The organism is Olleya sp. AS48 (assembly GCF_038900355.1).
In the GTDB taxonomy this organism is placed as follows: domain Bacteria; phylum Bacteroidota; class Bacteroidia; order Flavobacteriales; family Flavobacteriaceae; genus Olleya.
This window is the reverse complement of sequence record NZ_JBBMRD010000001.1, coordinates 371032-393404: the sequence shown is the minus strand read 5'-3', so window position 1 is coordinate 393404 and position 22373 is coordinate 371032. Positions and strand designations below refer to the sequence as shown.

The window sequence follows — 22373 nt, the reverse complement described above, 5'->3', positions numbered from 1 at the left end:
GTATTGGTATTGCTAAGTGTTTTTATTTGCTTAGTAATATTTTCTTAATTATGTGATACCGAAACAAGTTCAGTATGACGTTGCAATTATTAGTGTGACGTCAGTTCGAGTAAAATTGCTTTTCCTGCAATTTTGTATCGAGAACTCTTTTTTTATAAAACTTCTCGATACAATTTGCTCATGCTTCACAAATCACTCGAATTGACGTAATGTTGCTAGCTCTAAGTAGAACGTTTTACAATCTAACTTCTATATTATTTTCTCTTAATTCTTCTTTTAAATCTTGTATTGCTATTTCACCAAAATGAAAAACACTTGCAGCTAAAGCAGCGTCAGACTTACCATCTTTAAACGTATCAACAAAATGTTGTACTGTTCCTGCGCCTCCTGAAGCTATTATCGGAATATTTAATGTTTCGGATAACTTTGCTAAAGCTTCATTTGCAAAACCTGCTTTAGTACCATCGTTATTCATAGATGTAAACAAAATCTCTCCTGCTCCTCTACTTTCAACTTCTTTTGCCCAATCAAATAAATTTAGTTCGGTAGGAATACTTCCGCCAGCCAAATGCACGATCCATTCACCATCTATTTGTTTTGCATCAATAGCAACCACAACACATTGGCTACCAAACTTATTAGCCAATTCGTTAACTAATTCTGGTCTTTTTACTGCTGAAGAATTGATAGATACTTTATCAGCACCAGATTTTAATAACACATCAACATCTGCGATTGAAGAAATACCACCGCCAACCGTAAACGGAATATTAACATGTTCAGCCACTTTTAAAACCATATCAATCATGGTTTTTCGACCTTCTAGTGTTGCTGAAATATCTAAAAACACTAATTCGTCTGCTCCTTTTAATGCGTATTGCTTAGCTAATTCTACAGGATCTCCTGCATCACGCAGGTTTACAAAATTGACACCTTTAACGGTTCTTCCGTCTTTAATGTCTAAGCATGGTATGATTCGTTTTGTAAGCATATTTAAGTCCTCGAAATCAAGGTTTATTATTAATTATAATACTACTATATTTTATTTTAGAGACACTTCGACTGCGCTCAGTGTGACGTCAAAATTGTAATTTTTAATGCCACAATAGCACTCTAATCACTTTTATAAAAAGCGTTCTAATTCTTTTAAAGTAATTCTGTTTTCATACAGTGCTTTTCCTATAATTACACCTTCACATCCAATCTCTGCAAGCTTTTCTAAGTCTTCAATGGTTGTTACACCACCTGATGCAATCAACTTAACTGACTGACCAGAACTGTCATTACTACATTGTTCAATAATATTTTTATACAATTCTATAGAAGGGCCTTCTAACATGCCATCTTTAGAAATATCCGTACAAACCACATATTGTATGCCTTGTTTTTGGTAATCTTTTATAAACGGAATGACTTCCAAGCTACTCTCTTCTAACCAACCACTAATTGCAATTTTCTCATTATTACAATCTGCACCAAGAATAATTTTTTGAGAACCATACTTGCGTATCCAACCTTCAAAAGCATCTCTGTTTTTAACAGCTATACTTCCTCCTGTAATTTGTTTTGCTCCTGAATTAAATGCTGTTATAATATCGTTATCAGACTTTAAACCACCTCCAAAATCGATTTTAAGATTGGTTTTAGACGCGACTTGCTCTAAGACTTTATAGTTTACTACGTGTGATGCTTTTGCACCTTCTAAGTCTACCATGTGTAAGTATTCAATTCCTGCATCTTCAAATTGCTTAGCAACTTCTAATGGGTTTTCGTTGTAGATTTTTGTGGTACTGTAATCTCCTTTTGTCAAACGTACACACTTTCCTTCTATAATGTCAATTGCTGGTATTATTCTCATATCTCTTGCCCACAAAAGTGGAAATTATTTTTTTATTTACTTTTTATTTTAATTCAAGACCTTTCGACTGCGCTCAAAGTCACAACATTATGGTTTACAATTCAATAAAATTCTTTAATATCTGTTCTCCTGCAGTACTACTTTTTTCGGGATGAAATTGTACACCATAAAAATTATTGTGTTGCAAAGCTGAAGCAAAGTCTATACTATAAGTAGTAGTCGCGATGCTTTCTTTACAGTTTTCCGCATAAAAACTATGTACGGAATACATAAATTCTTCATTTTTGACCTCCTTAAACAAATCAGACTTTAGATTTGCAATAGTATTCCATCCCATTTGCGGTACTTTAACTGAGTTATCAAAACGCTTAACAACCACATCAAAAATACCTAAACCTTCTGTATTTCCTTCTTCAGACGATTTACACATCAATTGCATGCCTAAGCAAATCCCCAAAACCGGTTGTTTTAATGTTGGAATTAAAGCATCCAAACCACTTGATTTAAGCATTTTCATTGCTGAACTCGCCTCTCCAACTCCAGGAAAAATTACTTTATCTGCTGCTTTGATTTCTTCTGGATTATTAGATAATATAGCATCATACCCTAAGCGTTTAAACGCAAATTGTATACTTTTTATATTACCTGCTCCGTAGTCTATAATTACTAGTTTCATAATTTGGCTTTTCGTTTTTCGCTATCAGCAAATGGCTAACAGCTAATAGCTGATTTACAACATCCCTTTAGTTGATGGTAAAAACATTTTGTTAGAATCGCGTTTTACTGCCATTTTCATAGCTTTAGCAAATGCTTTAAAGATGCCTTCTATTTTATGATGCTCATTAGTACCTTCCGCTTTTATGTTTAAGTTACATTTTGCACCGTCGGTAAACGATTTAAATAAATGGAAAAACATTTCTGTTGGCATGTCTCCAATCTTTTCACGCTTAAAATCAGCGTCCCATTCTAACCAGTTTCTACCACCAAAATCAACTGCAACTTGCGCTAAACAGTCATCCATTGGTAAACAAAATCCGTAACGCTCGATACCTAATTTATTACCTAAAGCTTTATTAAACAACTCCCCTAAAGCAATCATCGTATCTTCTATTGTATGGTGCTCGTCCACTTCTAAATCGCCTTCAACTTTTATTGTTAAATCCATTGCTCCATGACGACCAATTTGATCTAACATGTGGTCAAAAAAGGATAAACCAGTATCAATGTCATTTTTTCCAGAACCATCTAAATTTAATTTGATATAAATCTTAGTCTCGTTAGTGTTTCTAGTAATTTCTTGAACACGATCTTCTAATTTTAAAAACTCATAGATTGCTTCCCAATCTGTGCTTGTCAATGCTATACAATCAAAAATAGCTTGTTTAGATGTTTCAATTTCGTCAGCTCCTAATTCTGGATCTTCAGACAAAAAGATACCTTTAGCGCCTAAATTTTTAGCCAATTCCATGTCTGTAATTCGATCTCCTAACACAAAACTATTTGCTAAATCATACTTTTCTTGATCAAAATACTTAGTCAATAACCCTGTTCTAGGCTTACGTGTTTCTGCATTTTCATGCGGAAATGTTTTATCAATAAAAACATCACTAAAAACAACCCCTTCCTTTTCAAAAGCAGTCATCACTTTATTTTGTGCAGGCCAAAAGGTGTCTTCAGGAAAAGAATCTGTTCCTAAACCATCCTGATTTGTAACCATTACCAGCTCGTAATCTAATTCTGAAGCAATTTTAGCCATGTATTGAAACACTTTGGGGTAAAACTCTAGCTTCTCTAAACTATCTAGTTGATAATCTACAGGTGGCTCTAATACCAATGTTCCGTCTCTGTCTATAAATAATACTTTTTTCATGTGCTATTTGTTGTAGTGAAATCCTGAAACATGTTCAGAAAAACGTGTTATATTCTTTTTAATGCTTCGATTAATGTGTTGTTTTCTTCAGGTGTTCCAACAGTTATTCGAATGCAATTTTTAACTTGTGTATTTCTATTTCTAATAATTACTTTCTCTTCTATTAGATATTGATACGTTTTATTTGCATCATCAACTTCAACTAACAAAAAATTAGAGTCTGTAGGATATATTTTTTTTACAATCGCTAATTTACTTAAAGCCTCTTTTAACTTCGTTCTTTCATCAAGAATAGTGTCAATATTTTGAGTGACTTCTTCTAGGTTATTCAAACTATTTAAAACCGCTTTTTGGTTTAATGTACTGACATTATAAGGTGGTTTTACACGGTTATAATATGCAATTATAGCTTGGCTTGCATAAGCAACACCTACCCTAACGCCTGCCAATCCCCATGCTTTACTAAAAGTTTGACTAACAATTAAATTATCGTATTTATCAATGTTTTTAATAAAAGATGCTTGCGCACTAAAGTCAATATAAGCCTCGTCCACAATCACGATACCATTAAAATTTTCCAAAATATATTCAATATCTTCAGGGTTTAAACTGTTTCCTGTTGGGTTATTAGGCGAACATATAAATATGATTTTAACATCTTCAAAATCTAAATACGGTTGTAATTGATTTAAATTAATCTGAAAATCGTTAATTAAAGGTTGTTCTATAACTTCAATATTATTGATATTGGCAGACACATTATACATTCCGTAAGTTGGCGTAAAGGTTAAGACCTTATCTTTTCCAGGTTCGCAAAAAATACGAAACGCTAAATCTATAACTTCATCACTACCATTACCAATAAAAATTTGGTCTGTTGCGACCTTTTTAATGGCAGATAATTTATCCTTAATCTCTTTTTGCTGCGGATCAGGATATCTGTTTAAATCTCCAAATGGATTCTCGTTTGCATCTAGAAAAACATCTGCAGTCCCTTTAAACTCATCTCTTGCAGAAGAATATGGTTTTAGCGCTTTTATGTTAGCTCTAACCAGATTGTTTATGTTTGTTTTTTGGTTCATTTTCTCTTATTACTAAATGTATTGGCAATATTCTGTTGTATTATTCTTGTGTGATACTGAAACGAGTTCAGCGTGACGTTGCGATGGTGTTTCGAACTTTAAATAATAACTCATAATTTACAATTCATGATTCTTGTTTCTTACCTCTTGCTTCAAACATCGCGTCACACTGAATTTATTTCAGTGTCTCATTATTTAAACTTGTGTGATATTGAAACCAGTTCAGCATGACGTTGCATTATTTTAAATCATTTAAACGAATAGTAACCGCATTTTTGTGTGCTTGTAATCCTTCGGCTTCAGCCATTAACTCAATAGTGTTTCCAATATTTAGTAACCCTTGTTTTGTAATATTTTGAAACGTAATCGCTTTTGTAAAACTATCTAAATTTACACCTGAATAGGCTTTACTAAATCCATTAGTTGGTAATGTGTGATTGGTTCCAGATGCATAATCTCCAGCACTTTCTGGTGTGTAATTACCAATAAACACAGATCCTGCATTCTCTATTCCGTCCACATAAAAATCGTTATTATCCGTACAAACAATAAAATGTTCTGGTCCGTATTGATTAATTAAATCTAATGCTATGGCATCAGTTTCAACTAAAATAGATTTAGAATTATCTATAGCTTGTTGTGCAATATCTTGTCTTGGAAGCGCTTTTAGCTGAAGCTGAATCTCTTCCGCGACAGCGTCAATTAACTTTTTAGAGGTAGACACCAAAATGACTTGGCTATCCGCTCCATGCTCGGCTTGGCTTAATAAATCCGAAGCCACATAACTAGCATTTGCAGTATCATCTGCCACAACTAATAACTCACTGGGACCAGCAGGCATGTCAATAGCAACACCATATTTAGTTGCTAATTGCTTAGCAACAGTCACAAATTGATTTCCTGGTCCAAATATTTTGTAAACCTGAGGGATACTTGCTGTACCAAACGTTAAACCAGCGATAGCTTGGATTCCGCCAACTTTTATAATTTTAGTCACTCCGCAAAGTTGTGCTGCATATAAAATTTCGTTAGCAATTTTACCGTCTTTATTTGGCGGAGAACATAATACTATCTCTTTGCAACCTGCAATTTGTGCAGGCACTGCTAGCATTAAAACCGTTGAAAATAAAGGCGCTGTACCAGCAGGTATGTAAATCCCGACTTTCTGAATCGCTCTTTTTTCTTGCCAACAGTTAACACCTTCTGTTGTTTGTACGCTAACTTTTTCGGTTTTTTGTGCAGTATGAAACGCTTCAATATTGCTTTTTGCTTGCTGAATGGCTCCTTTTAATGGCTTTGAAACTTTAGTACTTGCTGCTTCAATTTCTTCAACTGTAACAACATTTGTTTTTAATTCTGCACCATCAAATAATTGCGTATACTTAGCGACTGCTTGATCACCGTTACGTTGTACGTCCTCAAAAATTTGAGTTACCGTAGCTTCTATATCATTAACGGTTTGCGTTGGACGTTGCAAAATGTCTGACCAAGACGATTGGTTTGGGTTGCTTATTGTTTTCATTTTAGTTTTTTATTAAGCTTTTCGATACAATTTCTCGTACCTCAAAATCACTCAAAGTGACGTTATGTTATAGTACCATGTTATCGATTGGACAAACTAGGATACCTTCTGCTCCGTTTAGCTTTAGTTCGTCAATAATTTCCCAAAAATCATTTTTGTTAATTACAGAGTGGATTGAACTCCAACCCTCTTGTGCCAATGGTAAAACCGTTGGGCTTTTCATTCCTGGTAAAATACTTATAATATTGTCCACCTTATTATTTGGTGCATTTAATAATACGTAGCGGGATTGTCTAGCTTTTAAAACAGATTGTAATCTGAACTGCAGTTTATCAAGTATAGCCTGATTATCATCAGAAATTTGAGGAGAAACCGCTAGTACAGCTTCTGACTTTAAAATAACCTCTGCTTCTTTTAAACCGTTTTTGAATAAAGTACTTCCGCTAGATACAATATCTACAATAGCGTCTGCTAATCCAATATTTGGAGCAATCTCTACCGACCCATTAATAATGTGCAAGTTGGCTGTCACTCCGTTTTTCTCTAAAAATTGATTAACTGTATTTGGGTAAGACGTTGCGATGCGTTTTCCTTCTAAATCTCTTACAGAATTGTATTTAACACCTTTTGGCACTGCAACAGAAACTTTACAAGTAGAAAACCCAAGTTTTTCAGCAATTGCAATACCGTTTCCTTTTTCTATTAATACGTTTTCTCCAATAATAGCAACATCCACCACACCGTCTTTAAGGTATTGTGGAATATCTCCATTACGTAGATAAAAAATTTCTAATGGAAAGTTTTTTGCAGATGCTTTTAATTGGTCTTTACCATTATCTATAGAAATACCAACATCTTTAAGGATTTGCATCGAATCCTCGTTTAATCTTCCTGATTTTTGAATTGCAATTTTTAATTTACTCATTTTATTTCTTTTTAAATTTTTTAGATTTTTTTTGAAAATTTGAGTAAATCTTTAGGAAAGTGTATAAAAACAAAAAACCGTTTGATTTACTCAAACGGTTTTAAAATATATTTTGATTTTATTCAATACATTTCTAACTGGCTTGAGTGCTAGTATGGAAATGATGATGATGTAATTGAATAAAGTTCATGTTTTTTTGCTCTGTACAAAGATTGTTAAATTTTATTTTAAAAACCAAATTTATTATAAAATAATTTTAAGTTTTTATAAAAATTCTAATACTCAATTTATTGGTTACCTAAAATAATAGGCATTCCGCTATCTCCTGATCCAATCACAATTACTTTGCTATTATTAGATTCTGAAAGCTTTACAGTAGCTTCTATTCCTTTATCTTGTAATATTTTATCAGTTAATGACGCACTTAAAATTTTGTTTGCATCAGCTTTACCTTGAGCTTCGATAATTACTTTTTCAGCTTCTTTAGCAGCAGTAACTAATCTAAACTCATACTCCAAAGATTCTTGTTCTTGTTTAAGCTTACGCTCAATTGCATCTTTAATAGTTGGAGGTAAAGTCACATCTCTAATCAAAATGTTATTTAATTGTATGTATTGTGACTCGACGATTTTTTTGGTTTCTTCAAAAATTTCATCTTGAATAGCATCACGTTTACTAGAATATAATTGCTCTGGAGTATAACGTCCTACAACGCTTCTAGCTGCACTACGTATGGCAGGCTGCAATACTCTGCTTACATACTCTCTACCTTTTTCTTTATGTAATTTACTTAAGTTTTTATAATCAGGTTGATATAATACAGAAGCATCTAATTTAATATCCAAACCGTTTGAAGATAACACAGACATTTTTTCTGGTAATTCTTGTTGTCTAACCTCGTAATCGATAACACTGTTCCAAGGTGCTACAAAATTTATACCTTCACCAAGTGGTTCGCTATCTGGATCTACTCCACCTCCAAGTTGATACAATACTCCTGCATGACCAGAATCAATTGTTTTAACCGATTTAGCCATAATAATTAATCCTATTACTGCTGCTATTATAAAAGGAAATGCTCCTTTTGGTAATTTTTCCATAATTTTTTTTAATTTTAAATTAATCCTTTAAATTTTCTGATAAACCATTCTAACGCTAAGCTTAAAGCGATAATAAATAGTAAATATGACCAATCAATCAAAGGTACAACACTTTTATTGCTTTTTTGAATGGGTTGGTAACGTTTATCGTTTAATAAACTATCGATTAAAGCCTCATAACTATTGATAAAATATGCTTCACCACCACTATTAGTAGCTAATTGTTGCAACTTTGTTACATCTGCGTTTAAAAATTGTTGCTCTACGTTATACTCAATAATTTTAAAAGTACCAGAAACTGAAATATTCTCTGAAGCTGAATTTATCGTAAAGTTGTAGTTTCCAGATTCTAATCCATTTAAGTTAACTTGATAACTATTTCCTTTTAAAATCAAAGGTCTATTTAAAACAGCTTGGGTTTTTGTGTTTTTTAATGAAATCACCAAGGTTGCATCAGTATCAAACTCGTAATTTTTATTAAAAAACTGAGCATTTATAACAATATTATCACTTCCGTTGTAAAATGAATTATAATCAATATTCAATCTATTGCGACGCTTATTAGATGCCAAGTATTGAACTAATTTACCAACAAAATTATCAAACTTTAAAAAACTGTCTTCGTTAATGTAACTTTGCGCTCGCCATTTCCAAATATCTTCTCCAAACAATACTGCTTCCCTAGTTCCATTAGTTTCTAAAGTAGCTAATAACGGTTGTTCTGTTTTTATACTAGATACTGTTTTATACAATATTGTTTCAAACGGTTGATTAAAAATAGCCTCACCAAAAGTAGATTTTAAAGGAGGAAGATTTTCAAAATCTATATCTTCAACTATAAAAGGGTTATAATTTTTATTAAATGAAGGTTGATAATCTTCGGTTTGTGAGGTATAATCTAAATTATAACTACTAGTCACTTTATTTAAAAATTGCCAATCTGTTTTTGCTCCAATAATAACCCATTTATTCTTGTTTTGCTTTTGTAATTCATCAAACAATGACTTAAATAAAGCATTTGGCTGATATAGTATAACTAATTGAAAATCATTTAATTGATTTAAAATTTTATTAGGGTTTAAAAACACAACTTCACGTTGCTCATTACTTTCAATACTTTTTTTTATAGCTCCTAAATCAGGATGTAAAATAGTACTAACAATAGCAATTTTAGATTTTTGATCAATGACTTCTACTGCAAAATTTTTGTAGTTATTGGTCTTATTTTTTTCAGTATCTAACGGAATTATTTGTGCTTTGTAATCTTGCACTCCAACATCATTTGCAGGTAAAGTAAAATTTAAAACTTGACTATTATTAGATTTATCTAAAGTTATTGGTTTTGAAAAAACGGTAGCATTTCCTTTTGTGACTATAAACTTGCTAGTTATTGGTTGACTACCGTTATAGACTACTATAGCTTCAAGAGGAAAATTATTTTTTAAATATGCGTATTTATTAACATTTAGCTTACTAATCTGCAAATCTGAGTAAACTACTGTATCACCAAGGATTATTGGGTAAATAGCTTGATTATATTTTTTTGCAGAAAATTGATAATCATTACCAATAGTCTGATTACCATCTGTTACCATTATAGTTGGCGACACTGTGTTTTTATATACTTGGGTTAAGGATTTAAAAACCTTATCAATACTAGTTTGGCGATCTGCAAAAGTAAAACTATCTGCAACTTTTATATCTTCTCCAAAAGCAAACAGTTTTACATTAAATTTATCAGTAACCTGAGTGTTTTTTAGAATATAGTTAGTGAATGTTTTAGCCTTATCTGCTTGATTTAAATGCTTTAACGATGCTGAATTATCTACCGCTAATATTAAGTTTGGTTTTTCAGTGTAATATTCTACTTGCTCAAATTTTGGATTTATTAGTAATAATAAGACTGAAAACAAGGTGATAAAACGTAAAAAAGCAAAAAGCGCATTATCCTTTGATGCGCTTTTTGTTTTATAATAATACTGAAATAAGGCTAATAATACAGCGATTATTCCTGCTAAAATGATATATAATATAGTATCTGCAGACACTTAATCTTCTTTTACTTTAATAATATCAAACGCGTCCATAAAACGTTTGATATCCTTATTATTATCATTTTCTGTCAAGCATATTACTTGAGATACAAACATTATATTATCTACTAAATAAGCATTCATATAAATATATGCCTTTTCAATTTCAATTTTAAAACTCCTTCCTGGATAGCCATTGTGAGTTACTTCGTTTTTAAATATTAATGTACCATTAACATTTTGCACAGCACCTTGAACCGCTGCATCAAGAACTTCATCTTCATAATTATCCGCTACATTTTCAAATTGAGACTTTGGATATGCTGATTTTATAACAGAATAAACAACATTAGTACTATTTTCTGAAGTTGCCACATGCATAATCATGTACATATCTAAAGGTCCTGCTTCCGTATCTACAACTTCAAGTGTTTGTACAGGTTGCACAGGATATTTAGCAATAAATGCATGCTCTTCGGATTTATAGTCAATCCATTCTTGAGCTGAAGCGTTTAACGCTGACACTAAAAAAAGCGTCAATGCAAAAATAATGTTTTTCATGGTTTAATTATTGTAAGACCGTTTGTGGTTAACCCAATTTTAGGTTAACATTCCACCATCAACATTTATAGTTTGTCCAGTTACATAGGCAGACATATCTGATGCTAAAAACACACATACATTAGCAATATCTTCTGGTGTACCACCACGCTTAAGTGGTATAGCATTACGCCATCCTTTAACGGTTTCTTCATCTAACTTTGCAGTCATTTCTGTTTCGATAAAACCTGGTGCAATCACATTACTTCTAATATTTCTAGAGCCTAACTCTAAAGCTACAGATTTAGAAAAACCAATAATACCAGCTTTTGATGCTGCGTAGTTAGTTTGTCCAGCGTTACCTTTGACACCAACTACAGAACTCATGTTAATTATAGATCCTTTACGTTGCTTTAACATAGTACGTTGTACTGCTTTTGTCATATTAAAAACAGACTTAAGATTAACTTCAATTACTTGATCAAAATCTTGTTCACCCATTCTCATTAACAAGTTATCTTTAGTAATACCTGCATTATTTATTAAGACATCAATGCTACCAAATTCTGCTAAAACATCCTCTGCTAATTGCTGTGCTTCGTCAAAACTTGCTGCGTTACTTTTATATCCTTTTGCTTTTACACCAAAAGCATTTAATTCTTTTTCTAACTCGTTTGCAGCCTCTACAGACGAACTGTAAGTGAATGCTACATTTGCACCTTGCTGAGCAAATACTTGAGCAATCCCTTTACCAATACCTCTGGAAGCACCTGTAATAATTGCTGTTTTCCCTTCTAAAAGTTTCATTTATGATCTATTTTTTGTTTTTCGATTTAATCGAAAATATATTGTTAGTTTACTAATTCAAATATAGTAATTACAAATTGTTATGTATAAAAAAACCTCATAATTTATACAATTATGAGGTTTTAATCTATAGCCTTCTTGCAGTCTCTTTATGTTGTTTTAATTACATTTTAACGTCTTCTTGTTTTTCGTAATTAAATAAATAATCCACATCCATCTCTTGTACTTTTCCTAATTTATTTAGAGCTTTTAAATCCACATCTTTTTTGTTACCAATTACCATAACGTTATAATCTTCTCCTTTTATGTTTTTATTAAAAAACTCGCGTAAATCCGCTAAAGTCATATCTTTAATTGCATTATACATAGCTTCTCTGTTATCCTCTGAGATTCCTAATTTTTGAAGTCTTTCATAACTCCAGAAAATACTAGATTTATTAATACGTTGTGCTGCTATTTGCTTTAAAGTAGACTCTTTAGCTGCATTAAACTGTGCTTCAGACTCTGGCATATCATTCATTAATCCCATCATAGCCTCCACTGCTTGTGGCATTTTGTTTGCCTGAGTACCAATGTATGCCATTACGTAATTAGAATCGTCTTTTTCTCTAGCAGTACTATAATTAGACCATGCAGAATATGCTAATGATTTAGATTCTCTAATTTCCTGAAAAACTATTGAGGATAAACCTCCTCCAAAATAGGTGTTAAATAATGTAGATGCAGCCATGTTTTCTGCTTTAAAAGGTTCTCCTTTTGCTAAAAACATCATTTCTGATTGTACCATGTCAAAATCTACAAAATACACATTTCCTCCAGTTTCTTTTTCTGTAAAAGCAACTGCTTCAGGATAATCTTTAAGATCTTGACTTACTTTATGAGATTTATTTATAGCTGAAATTGCATTATCGACATCTTTACCGTAATAAAACATGCGCTGTTTGTAGTTTTTTAAATCTTTGGTTAGATTTACTAATTCTTGAGGATTAATACTATTTAATTCTGTTACAGGAATGATATTTCGTAAGCTAGAATTTTCGCCATATTTAGCATAATTCATTAAACCACTTCTTAAAATACTACCTTTATTAGTTTTATTATTTTGTCTTCCTTTAGCAATAGATTGCACGTATTTACTATATGCTTCTTGGTTTGGTACAGCATTATCCAATAATTCTTCTAACAGCTCAAGACCTTTTGGAAGATTTTCTTTTAACCCATTTAAACCAATAAAAGTTTGCTCATTACCTGTATTAACGTAATAATCTATTCCTAATTTATAAAATTCTTTTTTCAAGTCTTCATTTGAATATTTATCTGTGCCTAAATACTCTAAATAACCTACTGCTAAATCTAATTTTTTGTCATTATCACTTCCCATATCAAAAATGATGTTTAAGTCAAATAAATCATTTGATTCATTTTCAATATATGACACTTTAATTCCGCTATCGGTTTTAGTTGTTTTAATAGCTGAAGCATAATCCACATAGACAGGTTTTAAAGCTTCTGACTCCATTTTATTAAAGTCTTCGATATATTTAGAATTAGCACCTCTATTAAGATTAACAGGTGTAATTCCTGGGTTTTGTACTTTTACGATTTTGTCGTCATTACCTTTACGTTTGTACGTTACAACGTAATTATCTTTGTAAAATGAATTAGCAAAATCCACCAATTGTTGTTTTGTAATCTTTTTTAGGTCGTCTAAAAAACGGACTTTGTCTTCCCATTGTTCGTTATGAATAAAAGCATCAACATAAGCATCTGCTACAGCTGTACTACTTTCAAATTGCTTTAATTGAGATTTTTTAAGATCATTGATAACTGCATCAATCATCCAATCTTCAAATTCACCTTTTTTAAGTTTGTTAATTTGATCTAACATTAAACCTTTTAACTCTTCTAACGACTGACCTTCTTTAGGTGATCCACTTAAAGAATGGTAACCATAATCGTTTAAAAATGTTGTTGAAGATCCAGCATATTGCACTAATTGCTTTTGATTTAAATTTAAATCCATCAAACCAGCGTTACCATTAGCCAAAATCATATCTGCTAAGGTTACAAGTTTTTCTTCTTCAGTATTAACTCCGCTTGTTCTGTAGGCTATAGAAATACTTTCTGCAGTTGGTCCATACACCTCGTTTTCTACTATTGCAGTTAATGGCTCTTCCTTAGGTAGTACAGGATGCTCTACTTCTTTTCTTTCAAACTTACCAAAGGTATTGTTCACTTTTTGTATGGTTGATTCAAAATCTAAATCACCAACTAAAACGACTGCCATATTATTTGGTACATAATATTTGTCAAAATAGTTATTAATATCTATCATAGAAGGATTTTTTAAATGCTCTGCAGTACCAATAGTAGATTGCTGACCATAAGGATGATTAGGGAATAAACCTTCCAGCATAGCTGCATAACGTTTACGACCATCATTATCTTGGCCTCTATTAAACTCTTCAAAAACAGCTTCTAATTCTGTATGAAATAAACGTAAGACTACTTGTCCAAAACGCTCGCTTTCTAGTGCTAAAAATTTGTCTAATTCGTTTACCGGAATTTTATTGGTATACACTGTTTGCTCAAACCAAGTATAAGCGTTAGTACCTGTAGCACCTAAAGAGCTTGACATTTTATCATACTCATTAGCTACTGAATAGTTTGATGCTTCTAAAGACACTCGATCAATCTCTTTATAAATAGCTAGTTTATTATCTGGATCTTTTTCAGCTCTATGTTTTTCGTATAAATTAGAAATAGTGTCTAGATATTTTTTTTCAGTTTCCCAATTAACTGTACCAATCTGATCGGTACCCTTAAAGACCATGTGCTCTAAATAATGTGCTAATCCAGTAGATTCTTTGGGATCGTAATTAGAACCAGCTCTTACTGCAATGTAAGTTTGGATTTTAGGCTCATCGGTGTTTTTGCTTAAATATACTTTTAGACCATTATCTAAGGTATACAATCTTAACCCTGTCGGGTCATTAGCTACGCTTTGATAACTAAATCCATTGGCATCCTTTTGTGTTTCTGTTTTAGCTGCGGTTGTATCCGAATTACTTTTTTTGCAGCTAGCAACAAAAGTAATTACAGCTAAAGCTAAAATTAGTTTTAAATGTTTCATTTTTTGGTTGATTATATTAATAAAAAAAGTTCGTTAGCTAAATTAAGCTAACGAACTTTAAACGTTTATTTATTTGGATTATTTTAACACATTAGTGTTAAGTAATTTAAGCCATAACTTCGGCTACTTTTTTACCAATTTCAGCTGGAGAATCTACTACGTGAATACCACATTCTCTCATAATTGCTTTTTTAGCTTGAGCTGTATCATCAGATCCACCTACAATTGCTCCTGCATGACCCATTGTACGTCCTGCTGGTGCAGTTTCTCCTGCGATAAAACCAACGATAGGTTTTTTACTTCCTGAAGCTTTATACCAGTTAGCAGCATCTGCTTCTAATTGACCACCAATTTCACCAATCATAACAACACATTCAGTTTCTGGATCATTAATTAATAACTCAACCGCTTCTTTTGTAGTTGTTCCAATAATTGGGTCTCCACCAATACCAATTGCAGTAGTGATTCCTAATCCTTGTTTTACAACTTGATCCGCAGCTTCATACGTTAATGTACCAGATTTAGATACGATACCAACTTTTCCTTTTTTGAAAACAAAACCTGGCATAATACCAACTTTAGCTTCTCCTGGAGTGATAACGCCTGGACAGTTAGGTCCAATTAATCTACAGTCTTTGTCTTTGATATAAGCTGCTGCTTTAATCATATCTGCTACAGGAATACCTTCTGTAATACAAATAATTACTTTAATTCCTGCGTTAGCAGCTTCCATTATTGCGTCTGCTGCAAATGCTGGTGGTACAAAAATGATTGTAGTGTCTGCTCCTGCTTTATCTACAGCTTCTTGCACTGTGTTAAAAACTGGTCTGTCTAAATGTGTTTGACCACCTTTACCTGGTGTTACACCACCTACTACATTTGTTCCGTATTCAATCATTTGACCTGCGTGAAAAGTACCTTCACTACCTGTAAATCCTTGAACTATTATTTTTGAATCTTTGTTTACTAAAACGCTCATGTTTTGTATTGATTAAGAAATTTTATGTTGAATTGTTCTTTGCTATGCAAAAGTAAGTTTTTGATTGCGATTACTAAAAGTATTTTAAATTTTATTTTACGAATATGATGATAAACTAGAAGGATTTTCATCAAATAATTGACTTATTTCGTATCCTTTATATAAAAGTCCATCCTTTACTTCCCAGATTGAAATAAAATGAGCTATTGGCTCCACCTTATCAGGTCTTTCAATTGTAGCTGCATAGGCTGTATATCTAGCTGTAATGGTATTATTTTCTTTTAGTAAATGACTTAATTTATAAGTAAATGACACAAATGATTGTCTAATCTCCTTTAGCTTTTGGTCAATACCGTTATAATCTAAGGCTGTATATCCTTGACTACTATTCCAATGCAATTGACAATTTTTATCAAACATTTCAATCGCATTATCTGCTTTTGCTAAATCTAAACTATAAAAGGCTTTTACAATTGCTCTGGCTGACATCTATTTGTTTTTTAATTGTTTAATTATTTCAGGAATTCGCTTAATATATGCCAACTCTTTTAATTTTACTCTTGATTCTTCAATTGGCGTCCCAAAATAGGATTTTCCGCCTTCTATGGATTTTGTCACACCTGTTTGACCTAAAACATTAGCTTTTTTACCTATTGTAATTCCGCTAGTTGTTCCTACTTGTCCCCAAAGTGTAACTTCATCTTCAATAATACAACATCCTGCAATACCTGTTTGAGAGGCAATTAAACATTTTTTACCAATAATGGTATCATGCCCAACTTGGATTTGATTATCTAATTTAGAGCCTTCCCCAATGGTCGTGTCTCCTGTAACCCCTTTATCTATAGTACATAATGCACCAATATCTACATTATCGTGTATTACTACTCTACCTCCAGTTTTTAATTGATCAAATCCTTCTGGTCTATTTTTATAATAAAAAGCACTAGCACCTAAAATACTTCCAGCATGGATGGTAACATTGTTTCCAATAACCGTGTCGTCGTATATACTTACGTTAGAATGGATTACACAATTATCTCCAATAGTAACATTATGACCTATAAAACAATTTGGTTGTATTACTGTATTTACGCCAATTTTTGCTGATGTTGATATCGCTACATTTGAACTAGTAAATGGTTTAAAATATGACGTAAGTTTATTAAAATCTCTAAAAGGATCATCACTAATTAACAATGCTTTACCTGTAGGACAATCCACCTCTTTGTTAATTAAAACAATGGTAGCTGCACTATTTAAGGCTTTATCATAGTATTTTGGGTGATCAACAAAAACAATATCTCCAGGTGTTACTACATGAATCTCGTTCATGCCTAGCACTTCAAAATTAGCATCTCCTACAAACGTACAGTCTATAATTTTTGCAATGTCTTGTAATGTATATGGCTTTGGAAATTTCATTTAACTCCAGACTATTCCTTTACACGTTCTTTGTAAGTCCCTTTGTCTGTTTCAACTTTAATTTTATCGCCTTCATTAATAAATAAAGGAACGTTAACAGTTGCTCCAGTTTCTACCGTTGCAGGTTTTGTTGCATTAGTAGCAGTGTTACCTTTAACTCCTGGCTCAGTAGCTGTTACTTCTAAAATTACGGTTGCTGGCATATCTACAGAAAGTGGCATATTGTCTTCTGAATTGATTTGAATAGTAACCACTTCACCTTCTTTCATTAAATCTGGTGTATCTAAAGCAGACTCTAATAATCTAATTTGAGAATAATCCGCTTCATTCATAAAATGATAAAATTCGCCATCATTATATAAATACTGAAATTTATGTGTTTCTACTCTTACATCTTCTAATTTATGACCTGCAGAAAACGTATTATCTAACACTTTACCGTTAGTTACACTTTTCATTTTTGTTCTAACAAAAGCTGGTCCTTTACCTGGTTTAACATGTAAAAATTCAATGATTTTATAGATATCATTGTTATATCTAATACATAGTCCGTTTCTAATATCTGAAGTCGTTGCCATTTTTATTTTTTAATTTTTAATTTTTAATTTGATTTGAAATACCCTTTCATGATTCCACGATGAGAATTCTTTATAAACTGAAGAATTTCATCTCTTTCTGTCGTTGCTTCCATTTCTGCTTCAATAATAGCAGCAGCTTGCGAGTTGTTGTAATTTTTTTGGTATAAAATTCTGAATATGTCCTGTATTTCTCTAATTTTTTCAGTGGTATAACCTCTACGTCTTAAACCAACAGAATTAATTCCTACGTAAGATAGTGGCTCTCTACCTGCTTTTACAAAAGGTGGCACATCTTTACGCACCAAAGATCCTCCTGTTACAAAAGCATGACTACCTACTGAACAGAATTGGTGTACAGCTGTCATACCTGCCAAAACAACATAGTCACCTATATTTATATGTCCAGCTAAAGTTGAATTATTAGAAAATATGCAATTATTACCTACGATACAATCATGAGCAATATGGCAATATGCCATTATTAAACAGTTATCTCCAACAACAGTTTTCATTCTGTCAGTTGTACCTCTATTAATTGTAACACACTCTCTTATAGTAACATTATCACCTATGATTGTAAGTGTATCTTCATCATTATATTTTAAGTCTTGTGGTACCGCAGAAATTACAGAACCAGGAAAAATATTACAATTTTTACCGATTCTTGCGCCTTCCATAATTGTTACGTTACTACCAATCCACGTACCTTCTCCAATAATTACATTATTGCTTATAGTAGTAAATGGCTCAATAACCACATTTTTTGCGATTTTCGCTCCTGGATGAACGTATGCTAGGGGTTGGTTCATTTTTTTAGTATTATTTTACTTTTGTTATTTGTGCCATTAATTCTGCTTCTGCACATAATTTACCGTTTGCATAAGCATAACCTTGCATATGGCAAATACCACGTCTTATTGGTGTTATTAATGAACATTTAAATATTAACGTATCACCTGGCACTACTTTTTGTTTGAATTTAACATTATCCATTTTCATGAAAAAAGTTAAATAATTTTCTGGGTCTGGAACGGTACTTAAAACTAAAATACCACCTGTTTGCGCCATAGCTTCTACTATTAAAACGCCTGGCATTACTGGTGCTCCTGGAAAGTGACCTTTAAAAAACTCCTCGTTCATGGTCACATTTTTAAGACCAATAACATGATTGTCTGATAATTCAAAAACCTTATCTAGTAATAAAAAAGGTTGTCTATGTGGTAACATGTCCATAATTTGATTAACATCCATAACCGGAGTTTGGTTTAAATCAATATTTGGTACGTTATTACGTCTTTCGTTTTTTATTAATTTGGACATTTTTTTTGCAAACTGAGTGTTTACAAAATGACCTGGTTTATTAGCAATTACTTTACCTCTAATGCGTGTTCCTATTAAAGCTAAATCACCAATAACATCTAGTAGTTTGTGTCTTGCTGCTTCATTAGGATAGTGTAAGGTTAAGTTATCTAAAATCCCATTTGGTTTAACAGCAATTGCATCTTTATTAAAAGCTGATTTTAATTTTTCCATTGTAGAATCAGACAATTCTTTATCTACATAAACGATAGCATTATTTAAATCACCTCCTTTAATTAATCCATGCTCTAGTAATGATTCTAATTCATGTAAAAAACTAAACGTCCTAGAATCTGATATGTCCTTTTTAAAATCGGACATATTATTTAATGTTGCATTTTGTGTACCTAATACTTTAGTCCCAAAATCAACCATTGTTGTAATTTGATACTCTTTTGCTGGCATTACTAAAATTTCGCTACCAGACTCTTCATCTGTGTAAGAGATAACATCGCTTACCTCATACACTTCTCTAAAAGCATCTTGTTCTTCAATACCTGCTTTTTCTAATGCTTCTACAAAAAACTTAGAAGATCCATCCATAATTGGTGGTTCTGAGTTATCTAGTTCTAAAATAGCATTATCTATATCTAAACCTACTAAAGCAGCTAATACATGTTCGCACGTTTGAATGGTAACTCCGTTTTTTTCTAAACAAGTTCCACGTTGTGTGTTAGTCACATAGTTTGCATCTGCCTCTATAACAGGGTTTCCTTCTAAATCTATTCTTTTAAAAGAAAATCCAGCATTTACTGGTGCAGGTTTAAAGGTTAATGTTACCTCTTTTCCTGTATGTAAGCCAACACCTTTAAGGGATACCTCCTTAAGTATTGTTTTTTGCTTTATGTCAGTACTAATTATTCCCATTTCCTTTTTTTTCTAATTCGTTTATTGTTTTAGCTAATTTTGGAAGATTTTTAAAATACACATAAGATTTATTCCAATCCACGTAGCTAAATGCTGGCGAACCTTGTAACACCTCATTGTCTTTAATATTTCTACCTATTCCTGATTGTGCTTGTATTTTAACATTGTTTCCAATAGTTAAATGTCCTGCAAAACCTACTTGACCTCCTATTTGGCAATTTTCGCCAATTTTAGTTGAACCTGCAATACCTGTTTGAGCAGCTATTACTGTGTTTTTTCCAATTTCTACGTTGTGTGCTATTTGGATTTGGTTATCTAATTTTACACCTCGTCTAATTATTGTAGATCCTAAAGTAGCTCTGTCAATGGTTGTAGCTGCTCCAATGTCAACAAAATCTTCAAGTATAACATTTCCAATTTGTGGTACTTTACTATACTCGCCTTGATCATCAGGTACAAAACCAAATCCATCTGCTCCAATTATAGCTCCAGAATTAATTACACAATTTTTACCAATCACGCAGTCTGAATAAATTTTTGCTCCAGAAAACAACACTGTATTATCGTCAATTATAACATTGTCTCCTATATAACAATTAGGAAAAATCTTTACATTATCTCCAATTTTTACGTTGTCACCTACTACTGTAAATGCACCAATGTAAATATCCTTTCCAACTTTAGCTGTATCAGATATGGAGGTTGGTTGTTCAATCCCAAACTTATTTAGCTTTACTTGATTGTAATACTCTAATAATTTTGAAAATGACTTATACGCGTCATCCACCTTAATTAAAGTACAACTAACGTTTTGCTCAGGTACAAAGTCTTTTGCTACAATAGCAATTGATGCTTTTGTAGTATATATATAATGTGTGTATTTTGGATTTGCCAAAAAGGTCAAAGCGCCTTCTACACCTTCTTCTATTTTAGATAATTTAGATACCTCTACTTGAGGATTGCCTTCTACGACACCATCTAAAATACCTGCTATTTGTTCTGCGGTAAATTTCATTGTCAACAAAAATAGAAAAAATGTGCTAAAGTTGGTCTTTTGGATAGCATATATAATATTTAGTCACTGGTTTTGACAACGCTTTTAAGCTAAGTTGGTCTGAAGCCTTAACTATATCCTCAACTTTACCATTTTTATGTAAGATATTTATATTTTGTTTTTTTCTTGAATATGCTTGATTACTAATCTGTCCTGTAAACACAAAATAGTCTGCATCTGCATCAGTAATATTATATTTTGATTGCAAATTAGCTTTATGTGCTATTAAAACGTCTTTTGAAATAGGCTTTTTCTTTATTTTTACTTTTAAAAGATGTCTATTTATAATCATCTCGCAAAGATTTTTTAAAACAAAGTCATCATGATATTGCCAATTTTTCATTGCTGCAACAATATCATAATCATCTAATTTAGCAAATGTTTCTAGACAATCTGCATCAAATTTGTCAATAGTAATTTCATTTTTTAAAAAAAAGGATAACGGTTTACTTGCTTCTAGATAAACGCCTTTTGCTACCAATTCTTTAGCACGTTTTAGCACTCGTATTAATAACTGCTCTGCGACTAAGCTGGTTTTATGTAAATAAACTTGCCAATACATTAAGCGTCTAGCTACTAAAAATTTTTCTACACTATATATACCTTTATCTTCAATAACTAATTGATCATCTTTAACATTAAGCATTGTTATTAAACGCTCACTATTAATATTACCTTCGGACACACCAGTATAAAAACTATCACGTTTTAAGTAATCTGCGCGATCCATATCAATTTGACTAGAGATTAATTGCAACATAAAGGTCCTGTGATAGTCTCCTTTAAAAATTTGAATGGCAAGTGTTAAATCGTCGTTAAATTCTATATTTAAAGCTTCCATAAATAACAACGATATTTCTTCATGAGAAACACCACTTACAATACTATGTTCCATTGCATGACTAAATGGTCCATGACCAATATCGTGTAGTAAAATAGCTATATAAAGCGCTTTTTCTTCGTCTTCAGAAATTTCAACCCCTTTAAAACGAAGCACTTGCACTGCTTTTTGCATTAAATGCATACAACCAATAGCGTGATGAAAACGTGTATGATGCGCACCTGGATATACTAAATAGGACAAACCCATTTGAGAGATACGTCGCAGTCGTTGGAAATATTTATGCTCTATTAAATCAAATATTATAGAATTTGGTATAGTAATAAATCCGTAAATTGGATCGTTTAGTATTTTAAGTTTGTTACTTGCTTTCAAGCTTAATCCTTTATTTAATTAATAT

General features: G+C 32.1%; 20 protein-coding genes. All 20 read right to left on the bottom strand.

The annotated features are described in order from the left end of the window. Nucleotides 1-235: 235 nt before the first annotated feature. Nucleotides 236-991: an imidazole glycerol phosphate synthase subunit HisF gene (gene hisF / locus WNY60_RS01850; protein ID WP_145001749.1), complete on the bottom strand. Its 756-nt coding sequence runs from the start codon at nucleotides 989-991 to the stop codon at nucleotides 236-238. Nucleotides 992-1123: 132 nt separating this feature from the next. Further along, the gene (hisA, locus tag WNY60_RS01845) at nucleotides 1124-1858 is read right to left on the bottom strand and encodes a 1-(5-phosphoribosyl)-5-[(5-phosphoribosylamino)methylideneamino]imidazole-4-carboxamide isomerase (RefSeq protein WP_145001750.1); all 735 of its coding nucleotides are present in this window, start codon (nucleotides 1856-1858) and stop codon (nucleotides 1124-1126) included. 94 nt (nucleotides 1859-1952) lie between these two features. Beyond that, the gene (gene hisH, locus WNY60_RS01840; RefSeq protein WP_342861299.1) at nucleotides 1953-2534 is read right to left on the bottom strand and encodes an imidazole glycerol phosphate synthase subunit HisH; all 582 of its coding nucleotides are present in this window, start codon (nucleotides 2532-2534) and stop codon (nucleotides 1953-1955) included. A gap of 54 nt (nucleotides 2535-2588) precedes the next feature. Continuing rightward, on the bottom strand, nucleotides 2589-3728 hold the full coding sequence (gene hisB / locus WNY60_RS01835; protein ID WP_342861298.1) for a bifunctional histidinol-phosphatase/imidazoleglycerol-phosphate dehydratase HisB: 1140 nt from the start codon (nucleotides 3726-3728) through the stop codon (nucleotides 2589-2591). A gap of 47 nt (nucleotides 3729-3775) precedes the next feature. Beyond that, nucleotides 3776-4810 carry a histidinol-phosphate transaminase gene (gene hisC / locus WNY60_RS01830; RefSeq protein ID WP_342861297.1) on the bottom strand — a complete coding sequence of 345 codons (1035 nt, stop codon included), beginning with the start codon at nucleotides 4808-4810 and terminating at the stop codon, nucleotides 3776-3778. 238 nt (nucleotides 4811-5048) lie between these two features. Further along, a complete protein-coding gene (gene hisD, locus WNY60_RS01825; protein WP_342861296.1) occupies nucleotides 5049-6332 on the bottom strand; it encodes a histidinol dehydrogenase in 1284 nt (427 codons plus the stop codon). A 67-nt stretch (nucleotides 6333-6399) separates the two neighbouring features. Beyond that, nucleotides 6400-7257, bottom strand: a complete 858-nt coding sequence (gene hisG, locus WNY60_RS01820; RefSeq protein ID WP_342861295.1) for an ATP phosphoribosyltransferase — start codon at nucleotides 7255-7257, stop codon at nucleotides 6400-6402. A gap of 287 nt (nucleotides 7258-7544) precedes the next feature. Continuing rightward, nucleotides 7545-8357 carry a prohibitin family protein gene (locus tag WNY60_RS01815; protein ID WP_145001756.1) on the bottom strand — a complete coding sequence of 271 codons (813 nt, stop codon included), beginning with the start codon at nucleotides 8355-8357 and terminating at the stop codon, nucleotides 7545-7547. Nucleotides 8358-8371: 14 nt separating this feature from the next. Further along, nucleotides 8372-10405 (bottom strand): VWA domain-containing protein, encoded by a 2034-nt coding sequence (locus WNY60_RS01810; protein WP_342861294.1) that lies wholly within the window; start codon nucleotides 10403-10405, stop codon nucleotides 8372-8374. Further along, nucleotides 10406-10951: a hypothetical protein gene (locus tag WNY60_RS01805; RefSeq protein ID WP_342861293.1), complete on the bottom strand. Its 546-nt coding sequence runs from the start codon at nucleotides 10949-10951 to the stop codon at nucleotides 10406-10408. A gap of 39 nt (nucleotides 10952-10990) precedes the next feature. After that, complete coding sequence (fabG, locus tag WNY60_RS01800) at nucleotides 10991-11737, bottom strand: 3-oxoacyl-[acyl-carrier-protein] reductase (protein ID WP_145001759.1); 747 nt, start codon at nucleotides 11735-11737, stop codon at nucleotides 10991-10993. Nucleotides 11738-11900: 163 nt separating this feature from the next. Continuing rightward, a complete protein-coding gene (locus WNY60_RS01795; protein ID WP_342861292.1) occupies nucleotides 11901-14870 on the bottom strand; it encodes an insulinase family protein in 2970 nt (989 codons plus the stop codon). 106 nt (nucleotides 14871-14976) lie between these two features. Beyond that, nucleotides 14977-15849: a succinate--CoA ligase subunit alpha gene (sucD, locus tag WNY60_RS01790; protein WP_292945185.1), complete on the bottom strand. Its 873-nt coding sequence runs from the start codon at nucleotides 15847-15849 to the stop codon at nucleotides 14977-14979. Nucleotides 15850-15945: 96 nt separating this feature from the next. Then, a complete protein-coding gene (locus tag WNY60_RS01785; RefSeq protein ID WP_342861291.1) occupies nucleotides 15946-16338 on the bottom strand; it encodes a nuclear transport factor 2 family protein in 393 nt (130 codons plus the stop codon). Continuing rightward, nucleotides 16339-17274, bottom strand: a complete 936-nt coding sequence (locus tag WNY60_RS01780) for a UDP-3-O-(3-hydroxymyristoyl)glucosamine N-acyltransferase (RefSeq protein ID WP_342861290.1) — start codon at nucleotides 17272-17274, stop codon at nucleotides 16339-16341. It lies immediately after the preceding gene. Between the two features lie 11 nt (nucleotides 17275-17285). Further along, nucleotides 17286-17852 carry an elongation factor P gene (gene efp / locus WNY60_RS01775; protein WP_145001764.1) on the bottom strand — a complete coding sequence of 189 codons (567 nt, stop codon included), beginning with the start codon at nucleotides 17850-17852 and terminating at the stop codon, nucleotides 17286-17288. Between the two features lie 23 nt (nucleotides 17853-17875). After that, nucleotides 17876-18661 carry an acyl-ACP--UDP-N-acetylglucosamine O-acyltransferase gene (gene lpxA, locus WNY60_RS01770; protein ID WP_028282084.1) on the bottom strand — a complete coding sequence of 262 codons (786 nt, stop codon included), beginning with the start codon at nucleotides 18659-18661 and terminating at the stop codon, nucleotides 17876-17878. Nucleotides 18662-18671: 10 nt separating this feature from the next. Next, nucleotides 18672-20078, bottom strand: coding sequence for a bifunctional UDP-3-O-[3-hydroxymyristoyl] N-acetylglucosamine deacetylase/3-hydroxyacyl-ACP dehydratase (locus tag WNY60_RS01765; RefSeq protein ID WP_339807829.1), 1407 nt, complete (start codon nucleotides 20076-20078; stop codon nucleotides 18672-18674). Continuing rightward, entirely contained in the window at nucleotides 20065-21093 is a 1029-nt protein-coding gene (gene lpxD / locus WNY60_RS01760) for a UDP-3-O-(3-hydroxymyristoyl)glucosamine N-acyltransferase (RefSeq protein ID WP_339807831.1), read from the bottom strand. Before lpxD ends, WNY60_RS01765 begins: the two co-directional genes overlap by 14 nt. A 25-nt stretch (nucleotides 21094-21118) precedes the next feature. Continuing rightward, nucleotides 21119-22348, bottom strand: a complete 1230-nt coding sequence (locus tag WNY60_RS01755) for an HD domain-containing protein (RefSeq protein WP_342861289.1) — start codon at nucleotides 22346-22348, stop codon at nucleotides 21119-21121. Nucleotides 22349-22373 lie beyond the last annotated feature (25 nt).

Bases quoted from the DNA above. Each gene is read 5' to 3' on its own strand.
- WNY60_RS01815 (WP_145001756.1), bottom strand. From the start codon at position 8,357: ATGGAAAAATTACCAAAAGGAGCATTTCCTTTTATAATAGCAGCAGTA.
- WNY60_RS01795 (WP_342861292.1), bottom strand. From the start codon at position 14,870: ATGAAACATTTAAAACTAATTTTAGCTTTAGCTGTAATTACTTTTGTT.
- hisH (WP_342861299.1), bottom strand. From the start codon at position 2,534: ATGAAACTAGTAATTATAGACTACGGAGCAGGTAATATAAAAAGTATA.
- lpxD (WP_339807831.1), bottom strand. From the start codon at position 21,093: ATGAAATTTACCGCAGAACAAATAGCAGGTATTTTAGATGGTGTCGTA.
- hisA (WP_145001750.1), bottom strand. From the start codon at position 1,858: ATGAGAATAATACCAGCAATTGACATTATAGAAGGAAAGTGTGTACGT.
- WNY60_RS01765 (WP_339807829.1), bottom strand. From the start codon at position 20,078: ATGGGAATAATTAGTACTGACATAAAGCAAAAAACAATACTTAAGGAG.
- hisB (WP_342861298.1), bottom strand. From the start codon at position 3,728: ATGAAAAAAGTATTATTTATAGACAGAGACGGAACATTGGTATTAGAG.
- lpxA (WP_028282084.1), bottom strand. From the start codon at position 18,661: ATGAACCAACCCCTAGCATACGTTCATCCAGGAGCGAAAATCGCAAAA.
- efp (WP_145001764.1), bottom strand. From the start codon at position 17,852: ATGGCAACGACTTCAGATATTAGAAACGGACTATGTATTAGATATAAC.
- hisC (WP_342861297.1), bottom strand. From the start codon at position 4,810: ATGAACCAAAAAACAAACATAAACAATCTGGTTAGAGCTAACATAAAA.
- WNY60_RS01780 (WP_342861290.1), bottom strand. From the start codon at position 17,274: ATGAAATTTCCAAAGCCATATACATTACAAGACATTGCAAAAATTATA.
- WNY60_RS01785 (WP_342861291.1), bottom strand. From the start codon at position 16,338: ATGTCAGCCAGAGCAATTGTAAAAGCCTTTTATAGTTTAGATTTAGCA.
- hisG (WP_342861295.1), bottom strand. From the start codon at position 7,257: ATGAGTAAATTAAAAATTGCAATTCAAAAATCAGGAAGATTAAACGAG.
- hisD (WP_342861296.1), bottom strand. From the start codon at position 6,332: ATGAAAACAATAAGCAACCCAAACCAATCGTCTTGGTCAGACATTTTG.
- fabG (WP_145001759.1), bottom strand. From the start codon at position 11,737: ATGAAACTTTTAGAAGGGAAAACAGCAATTATTACAGGTGCTTCCAGA.
- sucD (WP_292945185.1), bottom strand. From the start codon at position 15,849: ATGAGCGTTTTAGTAAACAAAGATTCAAAAATAATAGTTCAAGGATTT.
- hisF (WP_145001749.1), bottom strand. From the start codon at position 991: ATGCTTACAAAACGAATCATACCATGCTTAGACATTAAAGACGGAAGA.
- WNY60_RS01805 (WP_342861293.1), bottom strand. From the start codon at position 10,951: ATGAAAAACATTATTTTTGCATTGACGCTTTTTTTAGTGTCAGCGTTA.